This is a genomic window from Bradyrhizobium sp. DOA9 (assembly GCF_000617845.2).
Taxonomy (GTDB): domain Bacteria; phylum Pseudomonadota; class Alphaproteobacteria; order Rhizobiales; family Xanthobacteraceae; genus Bradyrhizobium.
Genome location: NZ_DF820426.1, coordinates 513,247 through 538,901 on the forward strand (window position 1 = coordinate 513,247; position 25,655 = coordinate 538,901).

The window sequence follows — 25,655 nt, forward strand, 5'->3', positions numbered from 1 at the left end:
GTGAATTTAGCTGGTCTGGGGACCGGCTGCGGTCTGCCTTTTGGCCTTGCCGACTGATTGCCCGGCATTAGCCGCAGCAGGGGCTTGGTTGGATCGGCCGCCATGGAGGTTCTCTGGCTTTACTCTCGATGACCAAAATTCGAGTTCTGTCCGGATTGCAGAATCAATCGAGATGTCACCAAGGCCAAGAATTTGCCGGCGTCGCACGTTTTGGCAAAAATCAAGCACTTCAGCATAGGAGGTTGCATCGATTGTCTGTGCGAGGTCGAAGGCGGACAGCGAGGGGCGCTCTGGCCAGCCGGTATAAATACGCTCTATGAAATGTGCAATTTGCGCAATTCGCGGAGCAGGAAATGCAATCTTCAGCTGGAAACGTCTCCACACAGCGCGATCAAGCAGTTCGGCATGATTGGTAGCAGCAATCGTGACAACGTAACTCGGAAGTTTATCGATTTGCATCAAGAGGAATGAAACGACGCGCTTGATTTCACCCGTTTCGTGATCATCCCCACGCTCTTTTCCGATCGCATCGAACTCGTCGAAGAATAATACGCAAGGCTGGGTTCGCGCATAGTCGAACAGCGCGCGAAGACGCGCGTTTGTTTCGCCTAGATAGCTTCCTACGAGCGCATCGTACCGCACCACGAAAAACGGCAGAGAGAGGCCCTCCGCAATGGCTTCTGCAAAGGAAGTTTTGCCGTTGCCTGGGGGGCCAGACAGGAGAACCCGATGCCGCGGCTCATATCCACTTGCCCGAAGCACGTCTGCCCGCACATGCTCCTCGATCAGCTGCATCCCTTCCGCGCGCGCAGGCAAGGGTAGAACCAGCTCGTCGAGTGATATGCGTGGCGCAACCTCTAAGATCGTGTCGCGTCCGGCAGCTTGCGGAGAACGCTGAGAGGCAACCAGACTCGGCGGCGTCACAGCAATCGTCTGCAGCGCTCGTTCCAGCCGATCGGCAAGAGCGTGATGGCTCTTAGCGCGTTCATCGGCAACCATGGCTTCCACCGCCGAGCGCATCATCGGCTTATCGCCGGCAACGCCGGCGCGCACGAGAGATATAAGTAAGTCGCTCTTGGCCATGACGGACAGCCTATTACAGGATTGCGGGCCCAGACTGCTAGAAATGGCGCCAACTTGTGAACAACTGGCCGGGGACCAGTGTTCCATGCCGAGCCGTTCACCATGCCTATCTGGCATGAATTAACATATTGAAAAGCTGCGACAAACCTAAGGGAGGAGGCAACTGGTGACCGGGCAAGGCCGTTTCCGCACGCCCCTCAGCCTGCTTGCCTATCGACCAAATTGCCTTGTCGGCGCCGCACGCGTCATAAGAAGCACTAAGGTTCAACTGATCACCCGACGGTAGAACGTCGCAGCGGTCGAACGGCCCAATCGGCGCTCAATGCGGTCAGCGGCGTCGTTCGACTGTTCCCTATTTGTTTCCATTTGTCAAGTCGCAGCCCTAGCCGGGCTCATTGGCAAAATGACGATCTCCGAGCGCGGCCGCCCCCCAAAGCGGTCAAAAGCACCGCCTCACAAGAGGAAGCGACGACCATAAATCGCCAAGATCGCCATCCAGCTGCGATCGGAAATGTCAGCTCTGCAGCCAAGCTAACGTCGCAGCCTCATTCGGCACAATCGCTCGGAAAAGCGCCGGCCGCCAGCCATTCGCTGGTTCACCGAATGAAGAGGTGCTGATCTTCTGCTTTAGAGTTCGCGCAACGACAACGTTTGGTTTCCCCGCGATCGAGGCCTTGAATGATGCCAAATAGCTTTGAGCTCTGCGAGAATATCTGGCATTGAGGCCAAGCCGGCTGAAATGTCGGCGCACGAGCTCACCTTCCTCTTGAGGCAGCCCGCTGCCATCATCGATATAGTAACTGACACTCACTCCTTGTTTTTTGAATGACAGGCTTGCTTCCAGGACGGGCGCATTGTTCGACGGTTCGACGCTCGGGTGAAGAAACAATCGTTGTCCAGTCGTCTTGGACTTTACCGCATTCGCCTTCTTGCGATTGCAGGGCGTACAGATCGGCACGAGGTTACGTGAGTGAAGCGAAAATTCAGGAAAACGAGCTTTCGGCAGGAAGTGATCCAGATCAGGATTGGTGTCGAGCGAGCAATACGGGCAGAGATCCAGGTCGGCAGCCGGCAGCGTATCTATCATTTTGGCGAGTAGCCGCTTTATGGCCGCGCTTCGTTTGTCGTAAGCCTCGATCAAAGCCGTCCGTTCGCTTGCCGTCGTCGCGATGGCTCCTAGCTGGTGAACATCCGGGCAGACTGCCTCGTACTTAACACAGGCCGCGCCGACCTCCTTCTGCATCGACTTTAGCGCGGCTCTGCGCGAGGGGGCGCTCACAGCTGCGAGGTCTGCGAACGAGGGAACCGCAGCGTCGTCGTAAGCTCCGATGCATCTCACGGTTCGCCTGCCCCGTCGTCAAGTCCGCCCTCAAGGGCGTAAAGATAAGATTGAGCCGGCACGCCAAGTGGAAATGGGAATAGCGCCTCTACCGCCTCGGCGCTGCCGTGCCTCTCGTAGAGCTCGCTCAGCACGTGAGTAAAATCGCGCTCAGGATCTGCAAGGCCGAGAACGCGACGCGACAACTCGCCGAGGTCTTCTCCGAAACTCTCGAAGGTCAACGCTTTGATTTCCGGCGTATCGGTGTTGTCGCGCCCGAATACCCGTACAGAACGGCTGGGGATTTGCTGCAGCAAAATAGGCGAGTGCGTCGCGATCACCGCATAGGAATCGAACTCGCGCAGCGTCTCGTTGAGAGCTGCGATGACGCTCGTAAGCAGGCCGGGATGCAGGTTTGTCTCGGGCTCATCAATCAAAAGAAGCGATCCTTCCTCGATAAAGCCGACAATATTGCTGAAGATTGCCGCCACCAGACGCTGACCAGCGCTCAGCTGGCGCACCGCCGCGCTGCGGATTGCATCGTCGTCCGTCGTCAACGCCTCTGCGCGCGCGGGATCCAATAGCGTCGAAAGAATACGCTGCAGGACATCCGTTCTTTCGCTTTGTACCACGGGCTCGAGAGCCTCGCTCAACATGCGATCGATTTCGTCGGCATTGATTGTGCCTTGCGGCGTACGAAGGCCGCAGTACTTGTAAGAAGCGCGAGAGCGATAGGCAACGCCAAGAAGACGGGGCGCACGGGCAGGCTCCCTCGGTAGCGGAAACTCGTCGAACGCATTGTACGAGATCGTGATCACTCTGCTGATGTCAGGCTGAGGCAAAATGTCCGATTGAGGCATACGCTGCCGTGTCTCTTCACTAAAGACTTGCGGAGGCATAACAGTAGCAGCCAAACTCGACAGCAAACGTGTCTTGCCCGTGCCGTTGCGCCCGATCAGCAGTCCTGTTTGGCAGCCCTTCGTGGCTAGAAAAGTCAACGTCCAAAATGTGGGGTCCGGAAGCGCCATCGAGTAACATTTCAAATCGAAAGACGGGCGCTACGACTTCTTCGCAAGGAGCTCCGACATAGACACCGCCCCGCTTCAGTGCGTGGCGCGATGAAGCTTCCCGCAAGAACGACTTATTCCACAGGCTCTCGTTTGAGACGTATTCGCGTCGCTTCGGCCTAAAAACAACGTCTCCAATAGCTTTCAAATACGAGGCCTGCAGGCGTCGAGGAAGATTTCCGACCTTTCGATAATAGGCGATCGATTCCCCCAGAGACGCTCTCCGAAGCGGTAGAGCGTCAAGGACGACCGGAATGACCTTGCCCCCAAATTTTATCCAGTTTTGAGTTCGCCCCGGTCGTTGGATTTGCCCGGTTGGGCGGTGGGAGCGACGGGAGCTGGCGCGGAGCCTTCGGCATAGCGCAGCGCCAGATCCCGGCGCGGGTGGCAGGTGAAGGCGAACTCGGACGGCGTCTTCCATCCGAGCCGCGAGTGTGGTCGTGCGTCGTTGTAATCGGCGCGCCAGCATCCGAGCGCGACGCGGGTTTGGGCCAGCGACGTGAATAGCGTCTCGTTCAGCAATTCATCGCGCAGCCGGCCGTTGAAGCTCTCGATGAAGGCATTCTGCATGGGCTTGCCCGGCGCGATGTAGTGCCAGTCGACACGGCTCTGGTCGGCCCAGCTGAGGATGGCGTTACTGGTGAACTCGCTGCCGTTGTCGCTGACCACCATCTTCGGCTTGCCGCGCTCCATCACCAGCCGGTCCAGCTCCCGCGCCACGCGGGTGCCGGAGAGCGAGGTGTCGGCCACCAGCGCCAGGCATTCGCGGGTGCAATCATCGACGACGGTAAGGATGCGGAAGCGGCGGCCATCGGTGAGCTGATCCGACACGAAGTCGAGCGACCAGCGGTCGTTCGGCGCCATCGCCACCGTCATCGGCGCCCGGGTCCCGATCGCCCGCTTGCGGCCGCCACGGCGACGCACCGCAAGCCTCTCTTCCCGGTAGAGCCGGAACAGCTTCTTGTGGTTGATCACGTAGCCCTCCCGCTTGAGCAGAACGTGCAGGCGCCGATAGCCGAAGCGACGGCGCTCCTGGGCGATCGCCCTCATGCGCCGGCGAAGGCCGGCTTCGTCCGCCCGAGTTGTCTGGTATCTCATGGTCATGCGGCAGCAGCCGATGGCTTTACACGCCCGCCGTTCGCTCATCCCGTGGGCATCCACGAGATGCGCGACAGCTTTCCGCTTGGCCGCGGACGTCACCACTTCTTTCCCAAGAGGTCCTTCAAGGCCGCGTTGTCCAGCATGGCGTCGGCCAGCAGCCGTTTCAGCCGCGTGTTCTCGTCCTCCAGCGTCTTCAGCCGCTTGGCCTCCGAGACCTCCATCCCACCGAACTTGGCTTTCCATTTGTAGATGCTGGCGTCGCTAACGCCATGCTTGCGGCACAGATCGGCGACCGATACGCCGGCCTCATGCTCCTTCAAAATCCCGATGATCTGTTCTTCCGAAAATCGGCTGCGCTTCATGCTCTGGTCCTTGTCGTAGGCCAGAGCGAACTTCAAACTGGATTAAGCCCGTGGGGCAAGGTCAGGAAGGTTCCTGGCTCGAAATTGGTCGCCGTTGACAGCCAGCCTAATGGCGCCGAGATCAATCAGTTGGTCGGAAGATCGATGCAACTTTACCAGGAAGCGGCACTTCCATCCGAAATCATCCCAATTATCCTGATAAAGGCTGACATACGGATACGTCAGTTTTTTGAGTTCAGGCACGCTCCGCGACTGATAAATTAAAAATTGCATTCCAAACTCACAGGTCCGCGGGCAGTTGCACCCGAACAGTTTGGCGCGTTAGGAGCATAACACTCGTGTTCGTCGCGGATATTCTCGAAAGTTCGGGAGGACACGATTGAGGTGCTAACCAATTCTCTCGAGGTCGGCGAGGCACTTGTCGAGGTTGCTTTTAGCGTCCTGGAGGAACTTTCTGGTTTCGGCAAGCCGTCTGAAATCGGGCTTGACCGGCCCCTCGCTCACGGTGCTGAGCTGGTGGCAGACAGTTGCAAGATCGCTCGAGACGTCTTCGAGCACGAAAGCAAGGTTCTCCAGCGGCAGGAGCTCGGAGAAGAACGTCTTTGATGCAGTTTCGTCCTGGCCTGAAGGTGCTTCAAACTTGACTTCGACCAGCGGCACCAGGATTTCGCGATCATCGCGCGCAGCTCGACCCATGCTCATGATGAGCGAGCTGAACGTCGTCGAAACGTAGGTCAGCCGGTCGAGCAGGGCGTTTCCATACACGACGACCGAATCCGACCTGCCTTGCGGCTCCTCGGTCTTCAAAGAATCGAGATCATCATTCGACATGTTCGGGGTCCTCTCCTGCGGCCAGGTGCAACATGCCTGCAGGGAACGAGGCAGGCTTCGGACTGCTCACCGCCCCAATTGACGTGGAGGCGCCGTGACCTTCGTCTTTCTTCACCTGCACGATCGTCACCGACGAGCCATGATAGGAGCTCTTGGTCCTTGCCTTCATATATCCCGGTGCCGTCGGTCCAGGCGAATGGAGCTGAAGCAGATAGTCCTCCATCACCTGACGCACGCCAAGCGGATCACGCACAAGTAGCCCGGCCGCGTGCGACGTAACGTGGGTCGAGCTCGGCAACGGCACATCAAAGAGGGTGCGAAGGACCACATGCTCTTCAGCTGTGAGCGCAGGGCGGGTCTTAAGACGCAGTTTTTTGTCCATAAGCTTGGCCAATCGGTCGGCGCTACCTGCACCGGGCCGTTCGTGCTTCTCAAGAGCGATGAGGCCATCGCGCGTGAGCGCAAAATGAGCGAACTTCCCTGACGTCGTTCGTTCGACAAAACGCGCATTCGTCATCAGGCGGAGGATACGGCTGAGATTGGCGTCCTTCAGATCCAATTTCTTGGCAATAGCCGCCTTCTCCAGCTGACGCGATGGTGCATCCCGCAAGAGCTGCAGAATCTCAACGACGTGCTGACGGTGCATGACCTCGCTTGGCCGAGCCACCTTGGCTGTGTTGATCGACATTTGCAGGAGATCATAAAACGCCCTGAAGCGCTCGGCATAAGCGGCATTCTTCGGCGCGAGCGAGGCGCTCACCCGACGCAGAATATCGAACCATTCCCGCAGCTCCGCGTCACGGCGCCGGCTCTCAAGAGAGTTCCAGAGCCAGGCCCCGAGCGTTGCATAGATGCGCTCCAGGCTCCTTTCGGATCCCTCCTTGAGGAACTCCGAAATGACGCCCCGCGCCTCGGTCGCGGTGGCCTCGCCGCTCTCTATCTTTTCCAATGTAACGTCCGACATGGCCAAGTCCTACCGCACAACCCTTAAGATCATTTTACAACGCTTTACTCTGATTTTAGTCCCGGAATCTAGGTGTCAATGGCCCCATTTGTAGGCAGTCCAAACGGTTTTTTGGCCGAGTTCCCGGGTCGAAACACCGTTCGGCTCCTTGAGTAGTGGTAATACAGTACCTAGTCTGGCGTCGGCATATCGGTTGTGAGTGGGGTGCTGCACGACAAAACTTCGCGTGCCGAACTTCACTTCTACTTGGCTTGCAGTGGTCTGGTGGCCCTGCATGGTCCGGTCGTTCCCCATTGACGGGACCAGCATCACGTCAACATCCAGATCGCTGAAAGGCGTGGAGCAGACGTCACAAAAATCGAGGCAGATAGCGACCCCAATCAGTGCCCCTTCGGTCGCAAGGACGCAGATCCGCTCGCCGGCGACGATGTTTTCGATACCCCAATCGTCATCGGCATACGGGGCGATCTTGTCGTAGACGAGCAGCTCCCCACCATAACCGTCATAAATACGCGCCCGATTGACCGTGCCTTTGCCTGCCGTCTCGTGCCCCGTTCCCGGAAGGACGATCTCAGGAGGCTCGAGCGGGTCGGCCACGTCTCGCTCGCGGATCAGTTTGACGATCCTATCGCGCAGCTCTGGCGAGACCGTAAGCTCCGGCCAGACGATTGCGATGCAGTTCTCCTGAAAGGCGCCAGCCATCTGGACAGAGACTGCGTCCTCGGCCGACGCGGCATCTGCACCACGGACCGTAAAGCGCTTGTCCCCGTCTGCCGTGGCGAACTCCGCCTCGAGCTTGACCGCCTCGAAAAGACAGGCGCCCATCTTCCACTTCGCTGGGTCTTGGGCTGCACTGTGCAAGGTACGGCTATCGACCACCTCGACGGGATAGTTGTCAATGAAGGTCGGCAAGATCCGATGAAACAGCATGCCACGTTTTGTATATGCCTGGCTCCGCCGGGCGGGGCGGCCGGCACTCGCGCCAAGGCGTGGAATGAACCAGCAGCCGAGCTCCTCCAGGCACCATTCCTTTGGTGAGATCGGCCATTGCGATCGGCGTTCGAGCAGCACGCGATCTATCGCGCGGATCACTCCGCCAAGCAACAGGGCAACCTGCTCGGGGTTCTCTTCGGAGAGAGACCACAGGATGCGCCCTTCACCAATGCTGTTACCGAAATTCCTCGCTGATTCTTCCAGACGTCGCTCCGAAAGATTGCGGTAGCTCTTGTGCACGCTTGGCGGCGCACTGCGAAACAGTGCATCGAGCCCGATCAAGGCCTTCGTGAGCTCGTCCCGCCCAGCATGCGTCATCGAAGCCTGGGATTGAGCAAGCTCACCAGCTGCCGTCTTCCACTTGCCGAAATCCGGTGTTTCGACGCGGCTCTCCACACGCCCAGCCAAAAGACTCGTCCAAATAATTTTGCCAATATGCGTTATTGATAGCGAGCGGTTCGGTATTTGCAACCAGCCAGCTGAGTTTCGGCCTCTCATCATTCGCCACATGTGCAGCTGACGCTGAGCGTCAGCTCGCGCAGCAAATCTGCATCGAATTATTCGATAGTAACGAAAGTTGCATATTACCTCCGATATGCTTGACGAAGCCTGAGCGAAGCACTTCAGTCTGCGCGGCAGATCCGCGACGCGGACGGGGGCGCAAGTCATTCTCGGGCGAAAGCGTCGGGTCGGAAAGACTGCAGGTGGATCGCGACGGACGCCTGTTCGTCGCACACGCTTCGCCCAGCCACGTCTTCATGCTGGCGCCGAACGGCGAGTGCATAACATGCCGGGTACTACAATGACGACCCCATCGGCTGTGCGCCGCCGGCCAGGCAATGCTCAAGCATGGGCGCAATAACGGGGCCACGAGCACTGCAGGTGCATGCTGACGCTGTCAACAGGCCTGCTCGCATCGTCGTTGAACCAAATCTTAATAACGCTTGAAAGCCGTTTGCTAATCCCGGTCAGTTACATTCCTGACCGGACTGGGCAGGATTTCGCACGTGCAACCTACATTGGCATCGGTGGAAGCGTTCATGGCTGCGCGAAAGCGCAGCTCGACCGCCTTTCCCAGCGAAATCGAAAAGCAGTTCGAGGCGGATACCCATATCAAACGCTGCAAGCGGCTAACGACCGGCCTGCTTGTCTCCGCTCCGCTTTACAACCTGTTTCTTTTGGCCGATTGGCTACTTGTGCCTGACGTTGTCCACTTGGCGGTTTGGCTTCACCTGGCGATCGTGACACCATGGATGCTGGCGGCAGCCTTGATCATTTCGAGACGTCCTCGTCCGTTCATTCGAGAATGCCTAGCAGCGAGCGTGCCATTAGCGATCATCCTGCAGATTGACGTAGGATTCGCCTTTACCTCGAGTCCTGCTGCGGCACACTATCAATACGTGGTCATTCCAACGCTCCTTTACACCAACGTCTCTCTACATCGGCTCCAGTTTGTGTTCGCTCGCGCTGTGACGGCCCTTGTTCTAGCTCTTCACTTGAGCGTGGTACTGCGGGCCGACTATCTTTCGGCTCCCGTTGCAGTGACGATCATCGTTCAGATCGGGATCTGCGCCTACATCACTCTGGTCGCCAATTATACGATGGAACGGGACCTTCGCAGAGCTTATCTATTCTCGCTCAGGGACCGGCTGCGCCACGCCGAAGCAGATGCCGCCTCGCGGCGCGATGCACTGACGGGTCTGGCTAACAGATTTGAGCTCGACGAAGAACTGCGGCGGATCTGGTCCGCTTCCGCAGATCTCATGGAGGTGCCAATCTCCGTCGTCATGGTCGATATTGACCATTTCAAGCGGCTGAATGACCAATATGGCCACAGCACAGGCGACCTCTGTCTTAAGCGCGTCGCCGCACTGCTGACGACTGCACTCCGGTGCAAGGAGGACGTCGCGGTGCGATATGGTGGCGAGGAGTTCATGTTGCTGTTGCCGGGCGTCGAGATAATGGAGGCAGTGCGCACAGCTGAGAGAGTTCGCAGATCTATCGAAAGCCTCGCTATTCCGAACCACAACCCCGGGTTCTCAAGCGTGGTCACGGCGAGCTTTGGTGTGGCCACATCGGCTCCATTAAGCCTGTCTTCAGCGGAATTGATAGCAGCGGCCGATCAGGCGCTCTATGCAGCCAAACGAAATGGGCGAAACCAGGTGTGGCCCCCATTCGTCCAGCGAATGTCCGAGCACTCCGGTGTGTTGACCGGATCATCGAGATCGGGATCTTCGGCAGCAAGCACCGGATCACCGCCCAATAAGTTCTCCTCTCTGGACTGATGGGGCATCGTGATCGCCAGGTAGTTGCTCGCGAGAATCGGCCGGATCGGGCGGGGTGAAGTCTGCGCTGTCGGTATAGAGCTGCCCTGGAATATTCGTCTGCTCGGCAAGCGCCGATTGATCCACACCCCAGACGATCTGCCGGTCAGCACGATGACATCGCAGTTCTTTCAAAGAGGAGCCGTTCCGGCGACATTCTTGGGTGCATCAGATCCAGCGGCCGCGCGATGTCGTGCTCACACATGGCTCGCATCTTCGGAAGCAAACCTGTTAAAGCCCTACGTTTGCACTATCAGCCGCCCGGCTCGGCCTCCTTCTGTCCGGGAACGCGAGCTCTCGCAGACGCGAGAGGACCGGGTTGCGAACGAACCCTCTGTGCTTTGCCGGCCCTCGCGCTCGCCGTGCGAGGCCAATCTCGATGCGAGCTGTACCCGCTGTTTCGGCAAGGCGCGAAGGTCAACTTGGCAGTGTACTGGATAGCTCGTTGGCAGTAGGGGCGTCACCTTGCTAGAAGGTATTTGCGAGCTGACGCTACAATCCAATTGCAATTTCATTCGTTTGGGTGCCACGGAAGCTGCTTGCGGAAGAGACTTTCCAGAGTGGCCTGGCTCTTGCTGTATGATCATTTTTGATAGGGATCATACCGCGGGGCTTGGGGTGGATGCCGCAATTGACGAAATTCTCATTCCGGACGGCTGATCCCGGCCCAGCTCTGCTGTTCGGCGGACTTGTGTTGGTCAACATCGCCGTCTGGGCGTGGACCTTGGCGACGTTCGCCGACCGGCCCGCGGTGATGGCGAGCGCGCTTCTCGCTTGGGTGTTTGGCCTGCGCCACGCCGTCGATGCCGACCACATCGCGGCGATCGACAACGTCGTGCGCAAGCTGATGCAGGCGGGCGATGCGCCGCACAGCGCGGGCCTGTATTTCGCCCTCGGCCATTCCACCATCGTCCTGGTCGCGACCGCGCTGCTCGCGGTCGGCGTCGTCAGCCTCGGCGGCTACAGCCTGCTGAAGGAGATCGGCTCTCTGATCGGCACCTCGGTGTCGGCGCTGTTCCTGCTGGTCGTCGCGACGATCAATCTCACCATCTTCGCTGGTCTGTGGCGGACCCTTCGCGCCATGCGCGAGCACGGCGTCCACGACGCCGCTCAGCTCGGTGCGTTGCTCGCAGGCCGAGGGCCCCTGACGCGCCTGCTCGGGCCGATGTTCCGCCTCGTCACGAAGCCCTGGCACATGTATCCGCTCGGCTTCCTGTTCGGGCTCGGCTTCGACACCGCGACCGAGATCGGGTTGCTCGGCATCTCCGCGACCGAGACGGCGCGCGGTGTGTCCTTCGCGCATGTGCTGGTGTTCCCTGGGCTGTTCGCCGCCGGCATGGCGCTGGTCGACACTGCCGATTCCACGTTGATGGCGAGCGCCTATCGCTGGGCCTTCGTCGATCCCACGCGCAAGCTCTGGTACAACCTCACGATCACCGGCGCCTCCGTCGCGGTCGCGCTGTTGATCGGCGGCATCGAGGCGCTGGGGCTCGTCGGCGACCGGCTTGGCCTGTCCAGCGGGCTGTGGGCGACGGTCGATGGCCTCAACGATTCACTCGTTAATGTCGGCTCCGCCGTGGTCGCGCTGTTCGCGCTCGCTTGGCTGGTCTCGATCGTCCTCTATCGCCGCACCTTCGTCGATGGCGCGCGCCCCCCGTTGACCGAACCGATGGAGTGCGCCGATGGCACTGAAGCGGCATGACCGGCCCGGGCACCGATGCGGAGCGCTGCCCGTTCTGGTGGCCGGCATGTCCCTCGGCAACTATGGCATCGCCAGCGCTCAGGCAGATGACCTCGTCCATGAACTGCCTCCAGTCCAGGTCGAGGGCGGCGGGAGGCCTCAGGGCAAAACGCCTCCGGCGTCGCGCCGGGCCGCAAAACCCGTCGCGGCCGACAATCGTATCCTCGTCTATCCCGCCGCATCGCCCGAACCGGCGTCGTCCGGCGTCGCCACCGGCGTCAAGGGTCCGCAGAACATGGCGAGCGCGCTCACCGTCTCGGGCGACCAGCTCAATGCGCGACCGTTCACGCGTCCGGGCGAAGCGCTCGAAGCCGTGCCGGGCCTGATCGTCACTCAGCATTCCGGCGAGGGCAAAGCCAACCAGTATTTCCTGCGCGGCTACAATCTCGACCACGGCACCGACCTCGCCATCTACGTCGACGACGTCCCCGTCAACATGCGCACCCACGCGCACGGCCAGGGCTATGCCGATCTCAACTGGCTGATCCCGGAAACCATCGGCGCGATGGATGTGCGCAAGGGCCCGTACTTCGCCGACGAAGGCGACTTCGCCTCCGTCGGCAGCGTCCGTATCGGCCTGATCGACCGCGTCGAGAAAGGCCTCGCGCAGGTGACCGTCGGCAGCTTCGGCTATCGCCGCCTGCTCGGCATGGACTCTGCCAAAGTCGGCGACGGCGCGCTGCTCGTCGCCGGCGAGCTCGGCACCTATAACGGTCCCTGGACCAATCCGGACGACGTGCGCAAGCTCAACGCGCTCGTGCGCTACAGCCAGGGCACCGCGACGGACGGCGTGTCGATCACCAGCATGGCCTATGCCAACAGATGGAATTCGACCGACCAGGTGCCGCAGCGCGCGATCACGTCGGGCCTGCTCGACCGGTTCGGCTCTGAGGATCCGACCGACGGCGGCAACACCAACCGCTTTGCGCTCTCGGGCCGGATCGCGCAGAGCGACGACCTCGGCTCCTGGAAAGCCAATGCCTATGTCGTGAAGAGCCAGCTCGATCTCTTCAACAATTTCACCTACTACCTCAGCGACCCCGTGCTCGGCGACCAGTTCCACCAGCACGACGATCGCCTGATGGCGGGCGCCAATATCTCGCGCACGCTGAACGGCTTGTTCGCAGGCTTGCCGATGCAGACCACCTTCGGTCTGCAATCGCGCTATGACGCGGTCGATCTGGCGCTGACCAACACCTTCCAGCGCAGCATCCTGTCGAACGTCCGCAGCGACAAGGTCGCAGAGGGCAGCGTCGGCATTTATGCCGAGAACACCGTGCGCTGGACCGACTGGCTCAGGACCACGGTCGGCTGGCGCGGCGACTATTATGCCGCCGACGTCACCTCGCTGTTCAATCCCAGCAATTCCGGCCGCGTCGATGCCGCGCTCGGCAGTCCGAAATTCCGGATGGTGCTCGGCCCCTTCAACCAGACCGAATTGTTCCTCGGCGCGGGCTACGGCATGCATTCGAACGATGCGCGCGGCGCGACAACGATAGAGGACCCTAGCGATCCCGCGACAAAGCTCTCGCCGTCGCCGCTGCTGGTGCGCACGCGCGGCGCCGAGGTCGGCGTTCGCAGCAGGATCGTTCCCGGCCTCGATACCTCGCTCAGTCTCTTCATTCTCGACCAGGATTCCGAGATCCTGTTTTCGGGCGATGCCGGCGATACCGAGGCGACCCGCGCCAGCCGCCGCTACGGATTCGAGTGGACCAACCATTACCGGCCGCGGCCCTGGATCGACATCGACGCCGATCTCGCCATGACGCGTGCGCGCTTCCGCGGCTATGACGGCGATCAAGCGGCGGTCTACGCCTCGATAGCCGGCTTTCCCGAGACGCAAATCGGCAACGCGCTGGGCAATTACATCCCGAACGCGCCGGCGATGATCGCATCGGCCGGCATCACGCTCGGCGAGAGGACGGGATGGTTCGGCAGCGCCCGCTGGCGCTACATCGGCTCCAGTCCGTTGACGGAGGACAACGCGTTTCGTTCGCAGCCGACCAGCATCGTCAACGCGCGGCTCGGCTACCGCGCGGAGAACGGTTGGCGTCTTCAGTTCGACGTGCTCAACCTGTTCAACGCCAGGGCGAACCAGATCGCCTACGCCTATGGTTCGCTGCTGAAGACCGACACGCTCTACAACCTCTGTGCCGCGAAGGCCGCGCCCGCGGCAGTCTGCGCCAACGGCGTCATGGATTATGTGCTGCACCCGATGGAGCCGCTGGCCATCCGGGTCACGATGGCAGGCAGCTTCTAGTCCGGTCGTGAATCGCGAAAGGTACGTTCGCCGGTGATGATCGCGGACAGCATGCTCTGGCGCGACATGATGTCTTCGCGGAGTGCGGCATAGATGTGCAGGATCACGAATGTCACGATGAACCACATGCCCAAATGATGTAACGTGTGGACGTCCTGACTGTTTGGGAAGATCGAGAACACCCACCCGAACAGGCGATACCACAGGCTGCCGATGCCGGCGCCCTCCGCATAGAGCGCGAACCCGGTCATGATCATCGCGATCATCGCCATGACGAACAGGAACATCGCGGTATTGGCGAGAGGATTATGGCCGACATATTTCTTCGGGTAGCGCACCAGGAAGAGATACCAGCGCAGCTCGTACAAAAGGCCCCAGCGCCAGATCCGGTTGTAGAACGGCAGCGCGAAGAGTTGCCGCGCATAGGTATTGCCGACGAAGGCCCAGTAGATGCGGTAGAGGAAAGCTGCGGCCAGCGTCTGCCCGGATGCGAAATGGATGAAGCGGATATAGCCCATCGTGTACCAGTTCGAGGCCTCGCCCGGCATCGACGGCAGCGGCGAGGCGATCAGATAGCCGGTGATCACGAGAAGGGCGATCAGTGCGGCATTCAGCCAATGCCAGATACGCACCGGCGCTTCGTACACATAGATCGATTGGCGATTGGTTCCGGCGGCACCGACGGCATCGAGCGTGCCCGGTATTTCCATCTCTGTCATCGATAGCTCCTGCCTAAAGCGATCCGACGCAGAAACAAACGAATCAGCTCACTCTCTCCGACGATATCGCGGGCGGCCGTTTGCAGAGTCCCCGTTACGAAAAAAATTCGAGCAGCGCTTGATGCGCTGCACGATGCGCCAACATGGAAACGAATTGTGCCTCGCGATGGAAATTCACCTTTCAGTCCTCGCTTGAAACTGCTGGTTCTTTTTCAGCGCGAGCATCGCGGCATTGCCGAATGAACGCTAGCGCGGCGATCAACATCGCCGAGACGAAGGCTTCGTCCGCTGCGCAGCAGCAGGTTTCGGTTTACCGATGATTAGGGTTGAGACCGCATCGTCGCATCATTTCGAGCTTTCAGAGAGCGGGTATTGCGAAATGAATCTCAGCTTTGTCGCACGGGCTATCGCCCGGGATGGGCAACCGACGTCGCGCCTGTTTCACAGCCATGGGCGGATGAACGCCGCCGCCATGAGCCTTCCCAAGAGCGAGCCCGTCTTCGCCAACGTGTCGATCCGGGCGAAGATCATGATCGGTTTTGCGGTCGTGCTGCTGCTGTCGGCCGTAACCATGGCCGGCGCCTGGCTGGGTTATGACAAGATCCTCGACGGCTTCGGCGTCTACCGCGTCAGCATGTCGGAGTCCGATTATGCGCGCGAGATCGACAGCTCGTTGTCCGCCTATCAGAGCAACGCGCGTTATTTTGCCATGGCCGGGACCAGGGAGGCGGAGGCTGCCGCCGAAGAGGCAAGGCGAAAGCTTGAGCAGACTATCACCGCGGCCAAGACCGAGACGTCGACGTTAAGCTGGCAGCAATCCATCAAGGAACTATTCGAGGCCTATCGCGCCTATACCGACGCTTTCAACAAGATACTGGCGTTGCGCTCGGAGCTCGACCGCTCCGCGGCGATGCTGGAGGAGCAGGCGCGTGCGATCAAGGCCGCCTTGGGGGACACGAAGACGTCGCGCGGCGCCGTCGATGCGGGCGATGGTCTCCTCGATCGCTTCGAAACCATTGATTTGCTGGTGACGGCCGAGCTGAGGCGCCATGACGTCACGCTCGTGCAAGGCGCCAAGCAACGGCTCGACGCCGTGCGCCGGCTGGTCGATCGCGGCGCATTGCGGGCGACGGATGGCGGGCAGGCGCTTTCCGATCGGCTCGCCGCCTATGGCGAGAGCGTCGCGCGCGTCGCGGCATCCACACAGCAGATTGATCCTCTCGTCTCCGGGATGTGGAACCTGCGCCACAGCCTGTCGGGGGCGGCGGCCTCGCTCAAGCGCGTGGCGTTGGCCGAGCAGGCCGAGGCCGAGAAGAAAACGTCGGAGCAGATCGCCAGCGGCCAGTCCGTCGTAGTCGTTCTGGCGCTGGCGTCGATCGCCATCGGTCTCCTGCTCTCGTTTGCGATCGGGCGCGGCATCGCGCGCCCCGTGATCACCATGTGCAGCGCCATGGCGGAGCTCGCCAGGGGCCGGCATGAGATCGTGCTGCCTGGCTTGGGCCGTCGCGACGAGGTCGGCAAGATGGCCGGGGCTGTCGAGCTGTTCAAACGTCAGGCGATCGAACGTACCGAGCGGGAGGCGGCCGCGATCGAAGAGCGCAACAAGTCGGCCGCGGAGCTTCGCCGCTCCGAGCTGACGCGGTTTGCCGGCACGTTCGAGGCCGCCGTCGGCGACATCGTCAACGACATCTCGAGCTCGGCGCGGCAATTGGAAGTCGCCGCCTCGACGCTCTCGCGCAATGCGGAGGCGACCGGCGACCTCACGACCGCGGTGGTCGGTGCGTCGCGTGAATCGGCCGGCAGCATCCGTTCGGTTGCGGCGGCAGCCGAAGAGCTGTCGCTCTCGATCAACGAGATCCGGGCCCAGGTTCGCAATTCTAACGACATCTCGGAAAACGCAGTGCAACAGGCGCGCGACACTGATGTTCGCATCGCCGCGCTGTCCGAGGCCTCGCACCGGATCGGCGACGTGGTGAAGTTGATCACGGCGGTGGCGGAGCAGACCAACCTGCTGGCGCTCAACGCGACGATCGAGGCAGCGCGTGCGGGCGATGCCGGGCGCGGTTTCGCGGTGGTGGCCTCCGAGGTAAAGTCGCTTGCAAGCCAGACCGCGCGCGCCACCGAGGAAATCGGCGCGCACATCCAGGGCATGCAGCTGGCGACGGGCGAGTCGATCGCGGCGATCAAGACGATCGCCGGCACGATCGGGGAAATCTCGTCGATCTCGGGCTCGATCGCATCCGCCGTCGACCAGCAGACTGCGACCACGCAGGAGATCGCGCGCAGCGCCCAGCATGCGGCCTCAGGCACGGGTCAGGTCTCGACCAATCTTGAACAAGTCAATCGCGAGGCGACCGAGACGGGTGCTGCGGCCTCGGCGGTGCTGCAATCGGCCCGCGGCTTGACCGAGGCCAGCCAGCGCCTGCGCGTCGAGCTCGACAGCTTCATGGCGAACGTGGCGGCAGCCTGACGCCGGGTGGAGACGTCCTGCCATCGGATCGTTGCATCAGCCTGGGTACGGTGTGGTAGTGAACGATAAGGTCCGCGGCATGGCGCGCGGGCTGAAAGCGCTACCAAGGGAATGCGATGAACCCTGACCTCGACCTCGGCGGCTTTGTGCAGCATCCGCAGCGCAGTGCGGTGCTGGGCGAGGTGCATGCCCGCCCCTTCACCCCGGCTGACGGCTCCGCTCACCGTGCTGCGCTTTGCCTTTCTCGGCGAGGGGGAAGTTGCCGCCGCCGATCGGGCGCGGTTCGTGGCCTTCTGCACCTCGCATGGACAGCCGGCGCCGGATGCCGCGACCAAGCACCATCAGGTCTCGATCGGCTCGACCCAACTGCGCTGGGAGCAGCACTCAGAATTCACGACTTTCACCTGGATTCTCACCCCCACCGGCATGTCGGCCCGAGGGTTCGGCGAGATCGGCGATGAGGCCGCTGCCCTGATCAGTTCGCTGCGCCAGTCCGGGCAGCTCTTGGTCGCAGTCAAGCTCGAGGTCGAGCAGACCCAGGCGGCGCTGGAGCGCGCCCAGCAGCTGTTCGAGAGAGGCAGTCTCGCGATCGCTGCTGTGCGTAGCGGACCCGCCGTCATCGCATCGGACTTCCGCGCGGACGAGCAGGGCTTTGTTCGCATCCTCGTCGGCAATGAGGCCCTGTCGCCGGGCCGGCTCGGCGCCTTGGTGCAGCGGGTGCTGGAGATCGAGACCTATCGCACCCTCGCGCTGCTCGGCCTGCCCGCCGCACGCGAGCTTGCGCCGGCTGTCGATCATATTGGCAGGCGGCTCGTGGAAGTGCTGGAGGAGATGCAAGGGGCACAGGATCTCAAGCTCAACAACCATCTCCTGACCGAGTTGACGGCCTTGGCGGCGTCGCTGGAAAGGGGCGCTGCCGGCAGCCTGTTCCGCTTCGGCGCCAGCCGGGCCTACTACGAGATCGTGCAGGCTCGGCTCGCCGTGATCGAGGGCGGCGAGATTGCGGGCTATCCGACCTGGTCCTCCTTTCTTGCCCGCCGCATGGCGCCGGCAATGCGCACCTGCGCCACGATGGAGGACCGGCAGGCCAATCTGTCGATCAAGCTTGCACGCGCGGCCGATCTGCTGCGCACGCGCGTCGACGTCGAGCTCGAGGAGCAGAATCGCGATCTCCTGCGTTCGATGGACGAACGGACCAAGTTGCAGTTACGCCTGCAGAGCACCGTCGAAGGGTTGTCGGTCGCAGCGATTGGCTACTATGTCGTCAGCCTGTTCGGTTATCTCGCCAAGGGTGCCCACGATGGGGGCCTGCACGTCGAGCCTTCCCTGGCGACCGCGCTGTTCGTGCCGGTGGCCGTCGGCGTGGTCTGGATCGTCACTCATCAGATCCGAAAGCGGCATCTGAAGCACGACGGCGGCATGTCCGCCGGGCGCGAATGAGGTTCCCCGAGCCAAGGCGTTGCGTTTGTGCTAGGAACAAGAAGACATGGAGGAGCAGCGATGAGAGCATCGAACGGAACGACCAACGTGCTCTGGCTGCAAGGCGCAAGCTGCGGCGGCTGTACCATGTCGATCCTCGAAAGCGGCGCTTCCGGCTGGTTCGAGGAGCTCAGGCAGTTCGGCGTCAACTTGCTGTGGCATCCGTCGGTCAGTGAAGAGACCGGCGAGGAGGCGGTCGAGGTGTTGCAATCAATTCTCGACGGCAAGGTGCGGCTCGATCTCCTGTTGCTGGAAGGCTCCGTCGCGCGTGGGCCGAACGACTCCGGCCGCTTCAACATGCTCGCCGGCACGGGCCGCTCAGTCTATCGCTGGATGCTCGATCTGGCGCCACGCGCCGACTATGTGATCGCAGTAGGGAGCTGCGCCGCCTACGGCGGCGTGCCGGCCGCGGGATCGAACCCGACCGATGCGGTCGGGCTGCAGTTCGAGGGAACCGACAGCGGCGGTGCGTTGGGCGGGGCGTTCCGCTCGCGGCTCGGTCTGCCCGTCATCAACGTCGCGGGCTGTGCGCCGCATCCGGGCTGGATGATGGAAACCATCTTGGCGCTGACCACTAAGGATATCGCAGCGAGTGACCTAGACGGATATGGGCGCCCCAAATTCGTCGCCAATCATCTCGCGCACCATGGCTGTTCCCGCAACGAGTTCTACGAGTTCAAGGCCAGTGCCGAGACCATGTCGGAGCGCGGCTGCCTGATGGAGCATCTCGGCTGCAAGGCGACGCAGGCCGTGGGCGATTGCAACCAGCGCTCCTGGAACGGCGGCGGCTCCTGCACCAAGGGCGGCTACGCCTGCATCGCCTGCACGTCCCCGGGGTTCGAAGGCGCCCAGAACTTTCTTGAGACTGCCAAGCTTGCCGGGATTCCGGTCGGCCTGCCGACCGACATGCCAAAGGCCTGGTTCGTCGCGCTCGCCGCCTTGTCGAAGTCGGCGACGCCGCGACGCGTGCGGCTGAACGCAACAGCCGATCATGTCGTCGTGCCGCCGGGCCGCGCGACGACCAAGACCAAGCCATGAAACGGATCACGATCGGACCGTTCAACCGCGTCGAGGGTGACCTCGAAGTCCGTCTCGACGTCGAGGGCGGGCGCGTCGTGCGCGCCGAGGTGACGGCGCCGCTCTATCGCGGGTTTGAGCAGATTTTGGAGGGGCGTCCTCCGCTTGACGCACTGGCGCTGGCGCCGCGGATCTGCGGCATCTGCTCGGTCTCGCAATCGGTGGCCGCCGCCGCCGCGCTGCGCGACGCCATGGCGATCGAGGCCGCGCCCAACGGGTTGCTCGCCACCAACATCGCGCACGCCGCGGAAAACGCGGCCGACCATCTAACCCATTTCTACATCTTCTTCATGCCGGACTTTGCCCGCGAGGCCTATGCCGGAAACGACTGGCACGAAGCGACGCGCGAGCGCTTTGCCGCGACGCGCGGCAGCGCGGCGCGCGACGCTCTGCCGGCGCGGGCGAAGCTGCTGGAGACCATGGGCGTCATCGCCGGAAAATGGCCGCACAGCCTCGCGTTCCAGCCTGGCGGCACCACACGCGCTATTGATCTCGGCGAGCGGGTTCGGCTGTTGTCGATCACGACGGCGTTCCGCAGTTTTCTCGAGCGCATCGTGTTCGCGGATTCGCTGGAGAATGTGCTGGCGATTGCTAGCGCTGACGATCTCGATCGCTGGCGCGACGGCCGCGGCGGCGATTTTGCCCATTTCCTGCGGCTTGCGGATGGTCTCGCACTGAGCGAGCTCGGCCGGGGCACCGGCCTGATGATGAGCTACGGCGCTTATCACGGCGTCGAAGGGGGGCTGTTTCCGCGGGGGCTATTCGGACCGCGCGCGGCGATCGAGCCGTTGCCGCTCGCGCAAATCACCGAGGACGTCTCGCATGCCTGGATGCGGGATTCCTCCGTTGATCCCGCTCACAGCAACACGATTCCGGATCCCGACAAGCCGGCGGCCTACAGCTGGTGCAAGGCGCCGCGGCTATCCGGCCAGCCGATCGAGGTCGGCGCCATCGCGCGGCAGACGGTGGCGGGGCAGGCGCTGATTGCGGACCTGGTCTCGCTCAGCCGGACCAACGTGCGCAACCGCGTGATCGCACGGTTGATCGAGACGGCGCGCATCGCGCTTGCCATGGAGCAGTGGACGCGCGAGCTCCGGCTCTCGGAGCCGTTCTGCAACAATTCGCGCGACGTCCCTGACGGAAGCTATGTCGGCCTGGTCGAGGCCGCTCGCGGCAGTCTCGGGCACTGGATGGCAGCACGCGGCGGCAAGATCGAACGCTACCAGATCATCGCGCCGACCACGTGGAATTTCTCGCCGCGCGATTCCTTCGACGTCGGCGGGCCGCTGGAGCAGGCGCTGGTCGGCACCGAAGTCGGCGATGCCGGTGCGCGCGCGGTGGCGATCCAACACATCGTGCGTTCGTTCGATCCCTGCATGGTTTGCACTGCGCACTAGCCGGAAACTTCGTTGCCGACTGCAAATCGCGTTGTTTCCGCTTCGTGTCCTCAAGCGCTCCCTCGCATCATTCGAGAGAGCGATCCTGATGCTTAAGGGCTTGGAATCTCTCTACATTTGAATCGCGCGAAGCCGCTGGCCCGCTTCTTGCTGTCTTTGGCGTCATCGAAAGTCAAAGCCGAAGACGGGAGGACTTATGGGCACGGCGACGGAAACGTTTTACAGCGTGATCAGGCGGCAAGGGATCACGCGTCGAAGCTTTCACAAATTCTGCAGCCTGACGGCGACGAGCCTCGGGCTCGGGCCGTTGGCGGCGAGCCGCATCGCGAACGCGCTCGAGACCAAGCCGCGTGTGCCCGTGATCTGGATGCACGGGCTCGAATGCACCTGCTGCTCAGAGAGCTTCATCCGGTCCGCGCACCCGCTGGTCAAGGATGCCGTGCTGTCGATGATCTCGCTCGACTACGACGACACCATCATGGCCGCCGCGGGCCACCAGGCCGAAGCCATCCTCGAGGAAACGCGCGCCAAGCACAAAGGCCAGTACATCCTCGCGGTGGAGGGCAACCCGCCGCTGAACGAGGGCGGCATGTTCTGCATCGACGGAGGTAAGCCGTTCGTCGAGAAGCTGAAGATGATGGCCGAGGACGCAATGGCGATCATTGCTTGGGGCGCTTGCGCGTCCTGGGGCTGCGTGCAGGCGGCCAAGCCTAACCCGACCCAGGCGACGCCGATCGACAAGGTCATCACCGGCAAGCCGATCATCAAGGTGCCGGGATGCCCCCCGATCGCCGAGGTGATGACCGGCGTCGTCACCTTCATCACCACCTTCGGCAAACTGCCTGAGCTCGACCGCCAGGGCCGGCCAAAAATGTTCTACTCGCAGCGCATCCACGACAAGTGCTACCGGCGGCCGCATTTCGACGCCGGCCAGTTCGTCGAGGAGTGGGACGACGAGGCCGCGCGCAAGGGCTATTGCCTCTACAAGATGGGCTGCAAGGGGCCGACGACCTACAACGCCTGCTCGACCGTGCGTTGGAACGGAGGCGTATCCTTTCCGATCCAGTCGGGCCACGGCTGCATCGGCTGTTCGGAGGACGGCTTCTGGGACAAGGGCTCGTTCTACGACCGCCTCACCAACATCAAGCAGTTCGGCATTGAGAAGAACGCCGATCAGATCGGCATGGCGGCGGCCGGCGCCGTCGGCGCCGCGGTGGCCGCGCACGCGGCCGTGACGGCGGTGAAGCGGCTCGCGACCAAGCGCGAAGACGCCGACCACAATAGCTGATCGAAAAGACACATTAGGGCAGGAACACCATGGGTATCCAAACTCCCAACGGCTTCAATCTCGACAATTCCGGCAAGCGCATCGTCGTCGATCCCGTGACCCGTATCGAAGGCCACATGCGGGTCGAGGTCAATGTCGACGCCGACAACGTCATCCGCAACGCGGTCTCGACCGGCACTATGTGGCGCGGGATCGAAGTGATCCTGAAGAACCGCGATCCACGCGACGCGTGGGCGTTCACCGAGCGGATCTGCGGAGTCTGCACCGGTACCCACGCGCTGACCTCGGTACGCGCGGTCGAGAACGCGCTCGGGATCACGATTCCCGAGAACGCCAATTCGATCCGCAACCTGATGCAGCTCGCCCTGCAGGTGCACGACCACGTCGTGCATTTCTACCACCTTCATGCGCTGGACTGGGTCGACGTCGTCTCCGCGCTCTCGGCCGACCCGCGAGCGACCTCGACGCTGGCCCAGTCGATCTCGAGCTGGCCGCTGTCGTCGCCCGGCTATTTCAAGGACCTGCAGACCAGATTGAAGAAGTTCGTCGAGTCCGGGCAGCTTGGTCCGTTCAAGAACGGCTATTGGGGCAGCAAGGCCTACAAGCTGCCGCCCGAGGCCAACCTGATGGCGGTCGCGCATTACCTGGAGGCGCTCGATTTCCAGAAGGAGATCGTCAAGATCCACACCATCTTCGGCGGCAAGAACCCGCACCCGAACTGGCTGGTCGGCGGCGTGCCCTGTCCGATCAATGTCGACGGCACCGGGGCCGTTGGTGCCATCAACATGGAGCGGTTGAACCTGATCTCCTCGATCATCGATCGAATCATCGAGTTCAACGAATTGGTCTATTTGCCCGACGTGGCGGCGATCGGCTCGTTCTATAAGGACTGGCTCTACGGCGGCGGCATTTCGGGCCAGAGCGTGCTCGCCTATGGCGATGTGCCTGAACATGCCAACGATTATTCCACCAAGAGCCTGAAGCTACCTCGCGGGGCCATCATCAACGGCAATTTGTCCGAGGTGTTTCCGGTCGACCACGCCAACCCCGACGAGATCCAGGAGTTCGTTGTCCACTCCTGGTACAAATACCCCGACGAGACCAAGGGCCTGCACCCTTGGGACGGCATCACGGAGCCGAATTACGAACTCGGGCCCAACGCCAAGGGCACCAAGACGGCGATCGAGCAGCTCGACGAGGGCGGCAAGTATTCGTGGATCAAGGCGCCGCGCTGGAAAGGCCACGCGATGGAGGTTGGACCGCTGGCGCGCTGGGTGGTCGGCTATGCGCAGAACAAGGCGGAATTCAAAGATCCCGTCGACAAGTTTTTGAAAGACCTGAACCTGCCGATGTCGGCGCTGTTCTCGACCCTCGGCCGCACCGCGGCCCGCGCGCTCGAGTCGGTCTGGGCCGGCCGCCAAATGCGTTACTTCCAGGACAAGCTGATCGCCAACATCAAGGCCGGCGACAGTTCGACCGCGAACGTCGACAAGTGGAAGCCTGAGAGCTGGCCCAAGGAAGCCAAGGGCTTCGGCTTCACGGAAGCCCCGCGCGGCGCGCTGGCGCACTGGATCAAGATCAAGGACACCAAGATCGACAACTACCAGTGCGTCGTGCCGACCACCTGGAACGGCTCGCCCAGGGACCCCAAGGGCAACATCGGCGCCTTCGAGGCCTCGCTGATGAACACGCCGATGGTCAATCCGGAGCAGCCGCTGGAGATCCTGCGGACGATCCATTCCTTCGATCCATGCCTTGCCTGTTCGACTCACGTCATGAGCCCGGACGGCCAGGAACTCGCCAAGGTCAAGGTCAGGTAGGAGGCGGTCATGATGGATGCCATTGCTCCCGGCTCGGAGGCAGGGCCGAACCTCTCGGCGATCGCAGCGGACGCTTCCGGAGAACGGGCGGTGGGCCGGCCCACCGTCTATGTCTACGAAGCGCCGGTGCGTATCTGCCACTGGGTGAACGCGTTCGCGATCATCGTGCTGATGGTGACCGGTTATTTCATCGGGACGCCATTGCCGACTGTCGCGGGCGAGGCGTCCGACAACTTCGTGATGGGCTATATCCGCTTCGCCCATTTCGCCGCCGGACAGGTGCTCGCGGTGTTCTTCCTCACGCGCATCCTGTGGGCCTTCGTCGGCAATCACCACTCCCGGCAGATCTTCTACATTCCCCTTCATCGCAAGCAGTTCTGGAAGGAGGTCTTGCACGAGATCCGGTGGTACGCGTTCCTGGAGCGCGAGCCGAAGATGTATGTCGGCCACAATCCGCTGGCGCAGACCGCGATGTTCACGGGCTTCACGCTGTTCGTGGCCTTCATGATCGTCACCGGCTTTGCGCTCTATTCGGAAGGCGCGGGGATCGACAGCTGGCAGCACAAGCTGTTCGGCTGGGTGTTCGGGATCTGGCCGAACAGCCAGGACGTTCACACCTGGCATCATCTCGGCATGTGGGCGCTGGTGGCGTTCGTCATGGTGCACATCTACGCAGCAATCCGCGAAGACATCATGTCGCGCCAGAGCATCATCTCCTCGATGGTGTCCGGCGAGCGGCAATTCCGCGATTGAGAATGGGAGCCCGACCGATGCCGACATCCTCGCAAGACCGCATCCTGGTGCTCGGCATCGGCAACATCCTGTGGGCCGACGAAGGCTTTGGCGTGCGCGTGGTGGAAGAGTTCCACCGCCGCTACGCCGTGCCTGACAACGTCACCATCCTCGACGGCGGCACGCAGGGTCTCTACCTCGTGAACTATCTGGAAGAGGCAGACCGGCTGATCGTGTTCGACGCCATCGACTACGGCCTCGAACCCGGCCAGCTGAAGCTCGTGCGCGACGAGGAGGTGCCGCGTTTCACCGGCGCGAAGAAGATGAGCCTGCACCAAACCGGCTTTCAGGAAGTGATCAGCGCCGCCGATCTGCTCGGCAGGTGCCCGAAGCATCTGGTGCTGATCGGCTGCCAGCCGCTCGATCTCGAAGATTGGGGCGGGCCGCTGACGGCGCCGGTGCGCGACAAGATCGAACCCGCGATCGATCTCGCCGGCCAAATCTTGGCCGAGTGGGGCGTCACGGTGAGCCGTCGCAGCGCGCCGCTGTCGGACACCGAGCGGCTGCTCGCCAATGACATCGACCACGTCAATTACGAGATGCGGCCGGCCTGACGGCCCGGCCTTCTG

The 25,655-nt window shown here is 62.0% G+C and carries 18 protein-coding genes and 1 pseudogene; 11 read left to right on the top strand and 8 right to left on the bottom strand.

Annotated features, from left to right (window positions below; translation table 11 throughout):
* Nucleotides 1-6: 6 nt before the first annotated feature.
* The 7 genes from BDOA9_RS35530 to BDOA9_RS35560 form a co-directional block, all read right to left on the bottom strand.
* Nucleotides 7-1,083, bottom strand: a complete 1,077-nt coding sequence (locus BDOA9_RS35530; protein ID WP_025038675.1) for an AAA family ATPase — start codon at nucleotides 1,081-1,083, stop codon at nucleotides 7-9.
* Nucleotides 1,084-1,597: 514 nt separating this feature from the next.
* The gene (locus tag BDOA9_RS38585) at nucleotides 1,598-2,326 is read right to left on the bottom strand and encodes an HNH endonuclease (protein ID WP_152033751.1); all 729 of its coding nucleotides are present in this window, start codon (nucleotides 2,324-2,326) and stop codon (nucleotides 1,598-1,600) included.
* A gap of 92 nt (nucleotides 2,327-2,418) precedes the next feature.
* A complete protein-coding gene (locus tag BDOA9_RS35535; RefSeq protein ID WP_025038676.1) occupies nucleotides 2,419-3,429 on the bottom strand; it encodes an AAA family ATPase in 1,011 nt (336 codons plus the stop codon).
* 312 nt (nucleotides 3,430-3,741) lie between these two features.
* Nucleotides 3,742-4,931, bottom strand: a protein-coding gene (locus tag BDOA9_RS35540) for an IS3 family transposase (protein ID WP_152033764.1) whose coding sequence is annotated in 2 segments (ribosomal slippage) — nucleotides 3,742-4,685 and nucleotides 4,685-4,931 — 1,191 coding nt in all. Because the reading frame shifts where the segments join, the coding sequence is not laid out codon by codon here.
* A 387-nt stretch (nucleotides 4,932-5,318) separates the two neighbouring features.
* Nucleotides 5,319-5,762 carry a hypothetical protein gene (locus BDOA9_RS35550; protein ID WP_025038677.1) on the bottom strand — a complete coding sequence of 148 codons (444 nt, stop codon included), beginning with the start codon at nucleotides 5,760-5,762 and terminating at the stop codon, nucleotides 5,319-5,321.
* Complete coding sequence (locus BDOA9_RS35555; RefSeq protein ID WP_025038678.1) at nucleotides 5,752-6,726, bottom strand: winged helix DNA-binding protein; 975 nt, start codon at nucleotides 6,724-6,726, stop codon at nucleotides 5,752-5,754. The genes BDOA9_RS35550 and BDOA9_RS35555 overlap by 11 nt, the downstream gene beginning before the upstream one ends.
* Nucleotides 6,727-6,801: 75 nt before the next feature.
* Nucleotides 6,802-8,115, bottom strand: a complete 1,314-nt coding sequence (locus tag BDOA9_RS35560; protein ID WP_042337049.1) for a hypothetical protein — start codon at nucleotides 8,113-8,115, stop codon at nucleotides 6,802-6,804.
* A gap of 644 nt (nucleotides 8,116-8,759) precedes the next feature.
* Here BDOA9_RS35560 and BDOA9_RS35565 point away from each other — a divergent pair.
* The 3 genes from BDOA9_RS35565 to BDOA9_RS35575 all read left to right on the top strand — a co-directional run bounded on the left by BDOA9_RS35565 (nucleotide 8,760) and on the right by BDOA9_RS35575 (nucleotide 14,044).
* Entirely contained in the window at nucleotides 8,760-10,004 is a 1,245-nt protein-coding gene (locus BDOA9_RS35565) for a GGDEF domain-containing protein (RefSeq protein WP_152033752.1), read from the top strand.
* A 661-nt stretch (nucleotides 10,005-10,665) separates the two neighbouring features.
* Entirely contained in the window at nucleotides 10,666-11,745 is a 1,080-nt protein-coding gene (locus BDOA9_RS35570) for a HoxN/HupN/NixA family nickel/cobalt transporter (protein ID WP_042337183.1), read from the top strand.
* A 46-nt stretch (nucleotides 11,746-11,791) separates the two neighbouring features.
* Complete coding sequence (locus BDOA9_RS35575) at nucleotides 11,792-14,044, top strand: TonB-dependent receptor (protein ID WP_152033753.1); 2,253 nt, start codon at nucleotides 11,792-11,794, stop codon at nucleotides 14,042-14,044.
* Here BDOA9_RS35575 and cybH (BDOA9_RS35580) read toward each other — a convergent pair.
* A complete protein-coding gene (gene cybH / locus BDOA9_RS35580) occupies nucleotides 14,041-14,763 on the bottom strand; it encodes a Ni/Fe-hydrogenase, b-type cytochrome subunit (RefSeq protein WP_025038682.1) in 723 nt (240 codons plus the stop codon). The two genes, BDOA9_RS35575 and cybH (BDOA9_RS35580), sit on opposite strands and share 4 nt — an antisense overlap.
* 472 nt (nucleotides 14,764-15,235) lie before the next feature.
* Between cybH (BDOA9_RS35580) and BDOA9_RS35585 the strand changes: the two genes are divergently transcribed.
* The 8 genes and pseudogenes from BDOA9_RS35585 (at nucleotide 15,236) to BDOA9_RS35620 (ending at nucleotide 25,640) form a co-directional block, all read left to right on the top strand.
* On the top strand, nucleotides 15,236-17,233 hold the full coding sequence (locus BDOA9_RS35585; protein WP_192859684.1) for a methyl-accepting chemotaxis protein: 1,998 nt from the start codon (nucleotides 15,236-15,238) through the stop codon (nucleotides 17,231-17,233).
* 116 nt (nucleotides 17,234-17,349) lie between these two features.
* Nucleotides 17,350-18,673, top strand: a pseudogene (locus BDOA9_RS35590) (DUF3422 domain-containing protein).
* A 60-nt stretch (nucleotides 18,674-18,733) separates the two neighbouring features.
* Nucleotides 18,734-19,750, top strand: a complete 1,017-nt coding sequence (locus BDOA9_RS35595) for a HupU protein (protein WP_025038684.1) — start codon at nucleotides 18,734-18,736, stop codon at nucleotides 19,748-19,750.
* Nucleotides 19,747-21,186 carry a nickel-dependent hydrogenase large subunit gene (locus BDOA9_RS35600; protein ID WP_025038685.1) on the top strand — a complete coding sequence of 480 codons (1,440 nt, stop codon included), beginning with the start codon at nucleotides 19,747-19,749 and terminating at the stop codon, nucleotides 21,184-21,186. The genes BDOA9_RS35595 and BDOA9_RS35600 overlap by 4 nt, the downstream gene beginning before the upstream one ends.
* A gap of 196 nt (nucleotides 21,187-21,382) precedes the next feature.
* A complete protein-coding gene (locus BDOA9_RS35605; protein ID WP_025038686.1) occupies nucleotides 21,383-22,474 on the top strand; it encodes a hydrogenase small subunit in 1,092 nt (363 codons plus the stop codon).
* A gap of 29 nt (nucleotides 22,475-22,503) precedes the next feature.
* On the top strand, nucleotides 22,504-24,294 hold the full coding sequence (locus tag BDOA9_RS35610) for a nickel-dependent hydrogenase large subunit (protein ID WP_025038687.1): 1,791 nt from the start codon (nucleotides 22,504-22,506) through the stop codon (nucleotides 24,292-24,294).
* Nucleotides 24,295-24,303: 9 nt separating this feature from the next.
* Nucleotides 24,304-25,047: a Ni/Fe-hydrogenase, b-type cytochrome subunit gene (cybH, locus tag BDOA9_RS35615; protein ID WP_025038688.1), complete on the top strand. Its 744-nt coding sequence runs from the start codon at nucleotides 24,304-24,306 to the stop codon at nucleotides 25,045-25,047.
* 17 nt (nucleotides 25,048-25,064) lie between these two features.
* On the top strand, nucleotides 25,065-25,640 hold the full coding sequence (locus BDOA9_RS35620) for a HyaD/HybD family hydrogenase maturation endopeptidase (RefSeq protein ID WP_025038689.1): 576 nt from the start codon (nucleotides 25,065-25,067) through the stop codon (nucleotides 25,638-25,640).
* Nucleotides 25,641-25,655: the final 15 nt, after the last annotated feature.

What these genes read in the sequence shown, in the direction of transcription:
- BDOA9_RS35530 (WP_025038675.1), bottom strand. Translation starts at nt 1,083, where the DNA reads ATGGCCAAGAGCGACTTACTTATATCTCTCGTGCGCGCCGGCGTTGCC.
- BDOA9_RS38585 (WP_152033751.1), bottom strand. Translation starts at nt 2,326, where the DNA reads ATGCAGAAGGAGGTCGGCGCGGCCTGTGTTAAGTACGAGGCAGTCTGC.
- BDOA9_RS35535 (WP_025038676.1), bottom strand. Translation starts at nt 3,429, where the DNA reads ATGGCGCTTCCGGACCCCACATTTTGGACGTTGACTTTTCTAGCCACG.
- BDOA9_RS35550 (WP_025038677.1), bottom strand. Translation starts at nt 5,762, where the DNA reads ATGTCGAATGATGATCTCGATTCTTTGAAGACCGAGGAGCCGCAAGGC.
- BDOA9_RS35555 (WP_025038678.1), bottom strand. Translation starts at nt 6,726, where the DNA reads ATGTCGGACGTTACATTGGAAAAGATAGAGAGCGGCGAGGCCACCGCG.
- BDOA9_RS35565 (WP_152033752.1), top strand. Translation starts at nt 8,760, where the DNA reads ATGGCTGCGCGAAAGCGCAGCTCGACCGCCTTTCCCAGCGAAATCGAA.
- BDOA9_RS35570 (WP_042337183.1), top strand. Translation starts at nt 10,666, where the DNA reads ATGCCGCAATTGACGAAATTCTCATTCCGGACGGCTGATCCCGGCCCA.
- BDOA9_RS35575 (WP_152033753.1), top strand. Translation starts at nt 11,792, where the DNA reads ATGTCCCTCGGCAACTATGGCATCGCCAGCGCTCAGGCAGATGACCTC.
- cybH (WP_025038682.1), bottom strand. Translation starts at nt 14,763, where the DNA reads ATGACAGAGATGGAAATACCGGGCACGCTCGATGCCGTCGGTGCCGCC.
- BDOA9_RS35585 (WP_192859684.1), top strand. Translation starts at nt 15,236, where the DNA reads ATGAGCCTTCCCAAGAGCGAGCCCGTCTTCGCCAACGTGTCGATCCGG.
- BDOA9_RS35595 (WP_025038684.1), top strand. Translation starts at nt 18,734, where the DNA reads ATGAGAGCATCGAACGGAACGACCAACGTGCTCTGGCTGCAAGGCGCA.
- BDOA9_RS35600 (WP_025038685.1), top strand. Translation starts at nt 19,747, where the DNA reads ATGAAACGGATCACGATCGGACCGTTCAACCGCGTCGAGGGTGACCTC.
- BDOA9_RS35605 (WP_025038686.1), top strand. Translation starts at nt 21,383, where the DNA reads ATGGGCACGGCGACGGAAACGTTTTACAGCGTGATCAGGCGGCAAGGG.
- BDOA9_RS35610 (WP_025038687.1), top strand. Translation starts at nt 22,504, where the DNA reads ATGGGTATCCAAACTCCCAACGGCTTCAATCTCGACAATTCCGGCAAG.
- cybH (WP_025038688.1), top strand. Translation starts at nt 24,304, where the DNA reads ATGATGGATGCCATTGCTCCCGGCTCGGAGGCAGGGCCGAACCTCTCG.
- BDOA9_RS35620 (WP_025038689.1), top strand. Translation starts at nt 25,065, where the DNA reads ATGCCGACATCCTCGCAAGACCGCATCCTGGTGCTCGGCATCGGCAAC.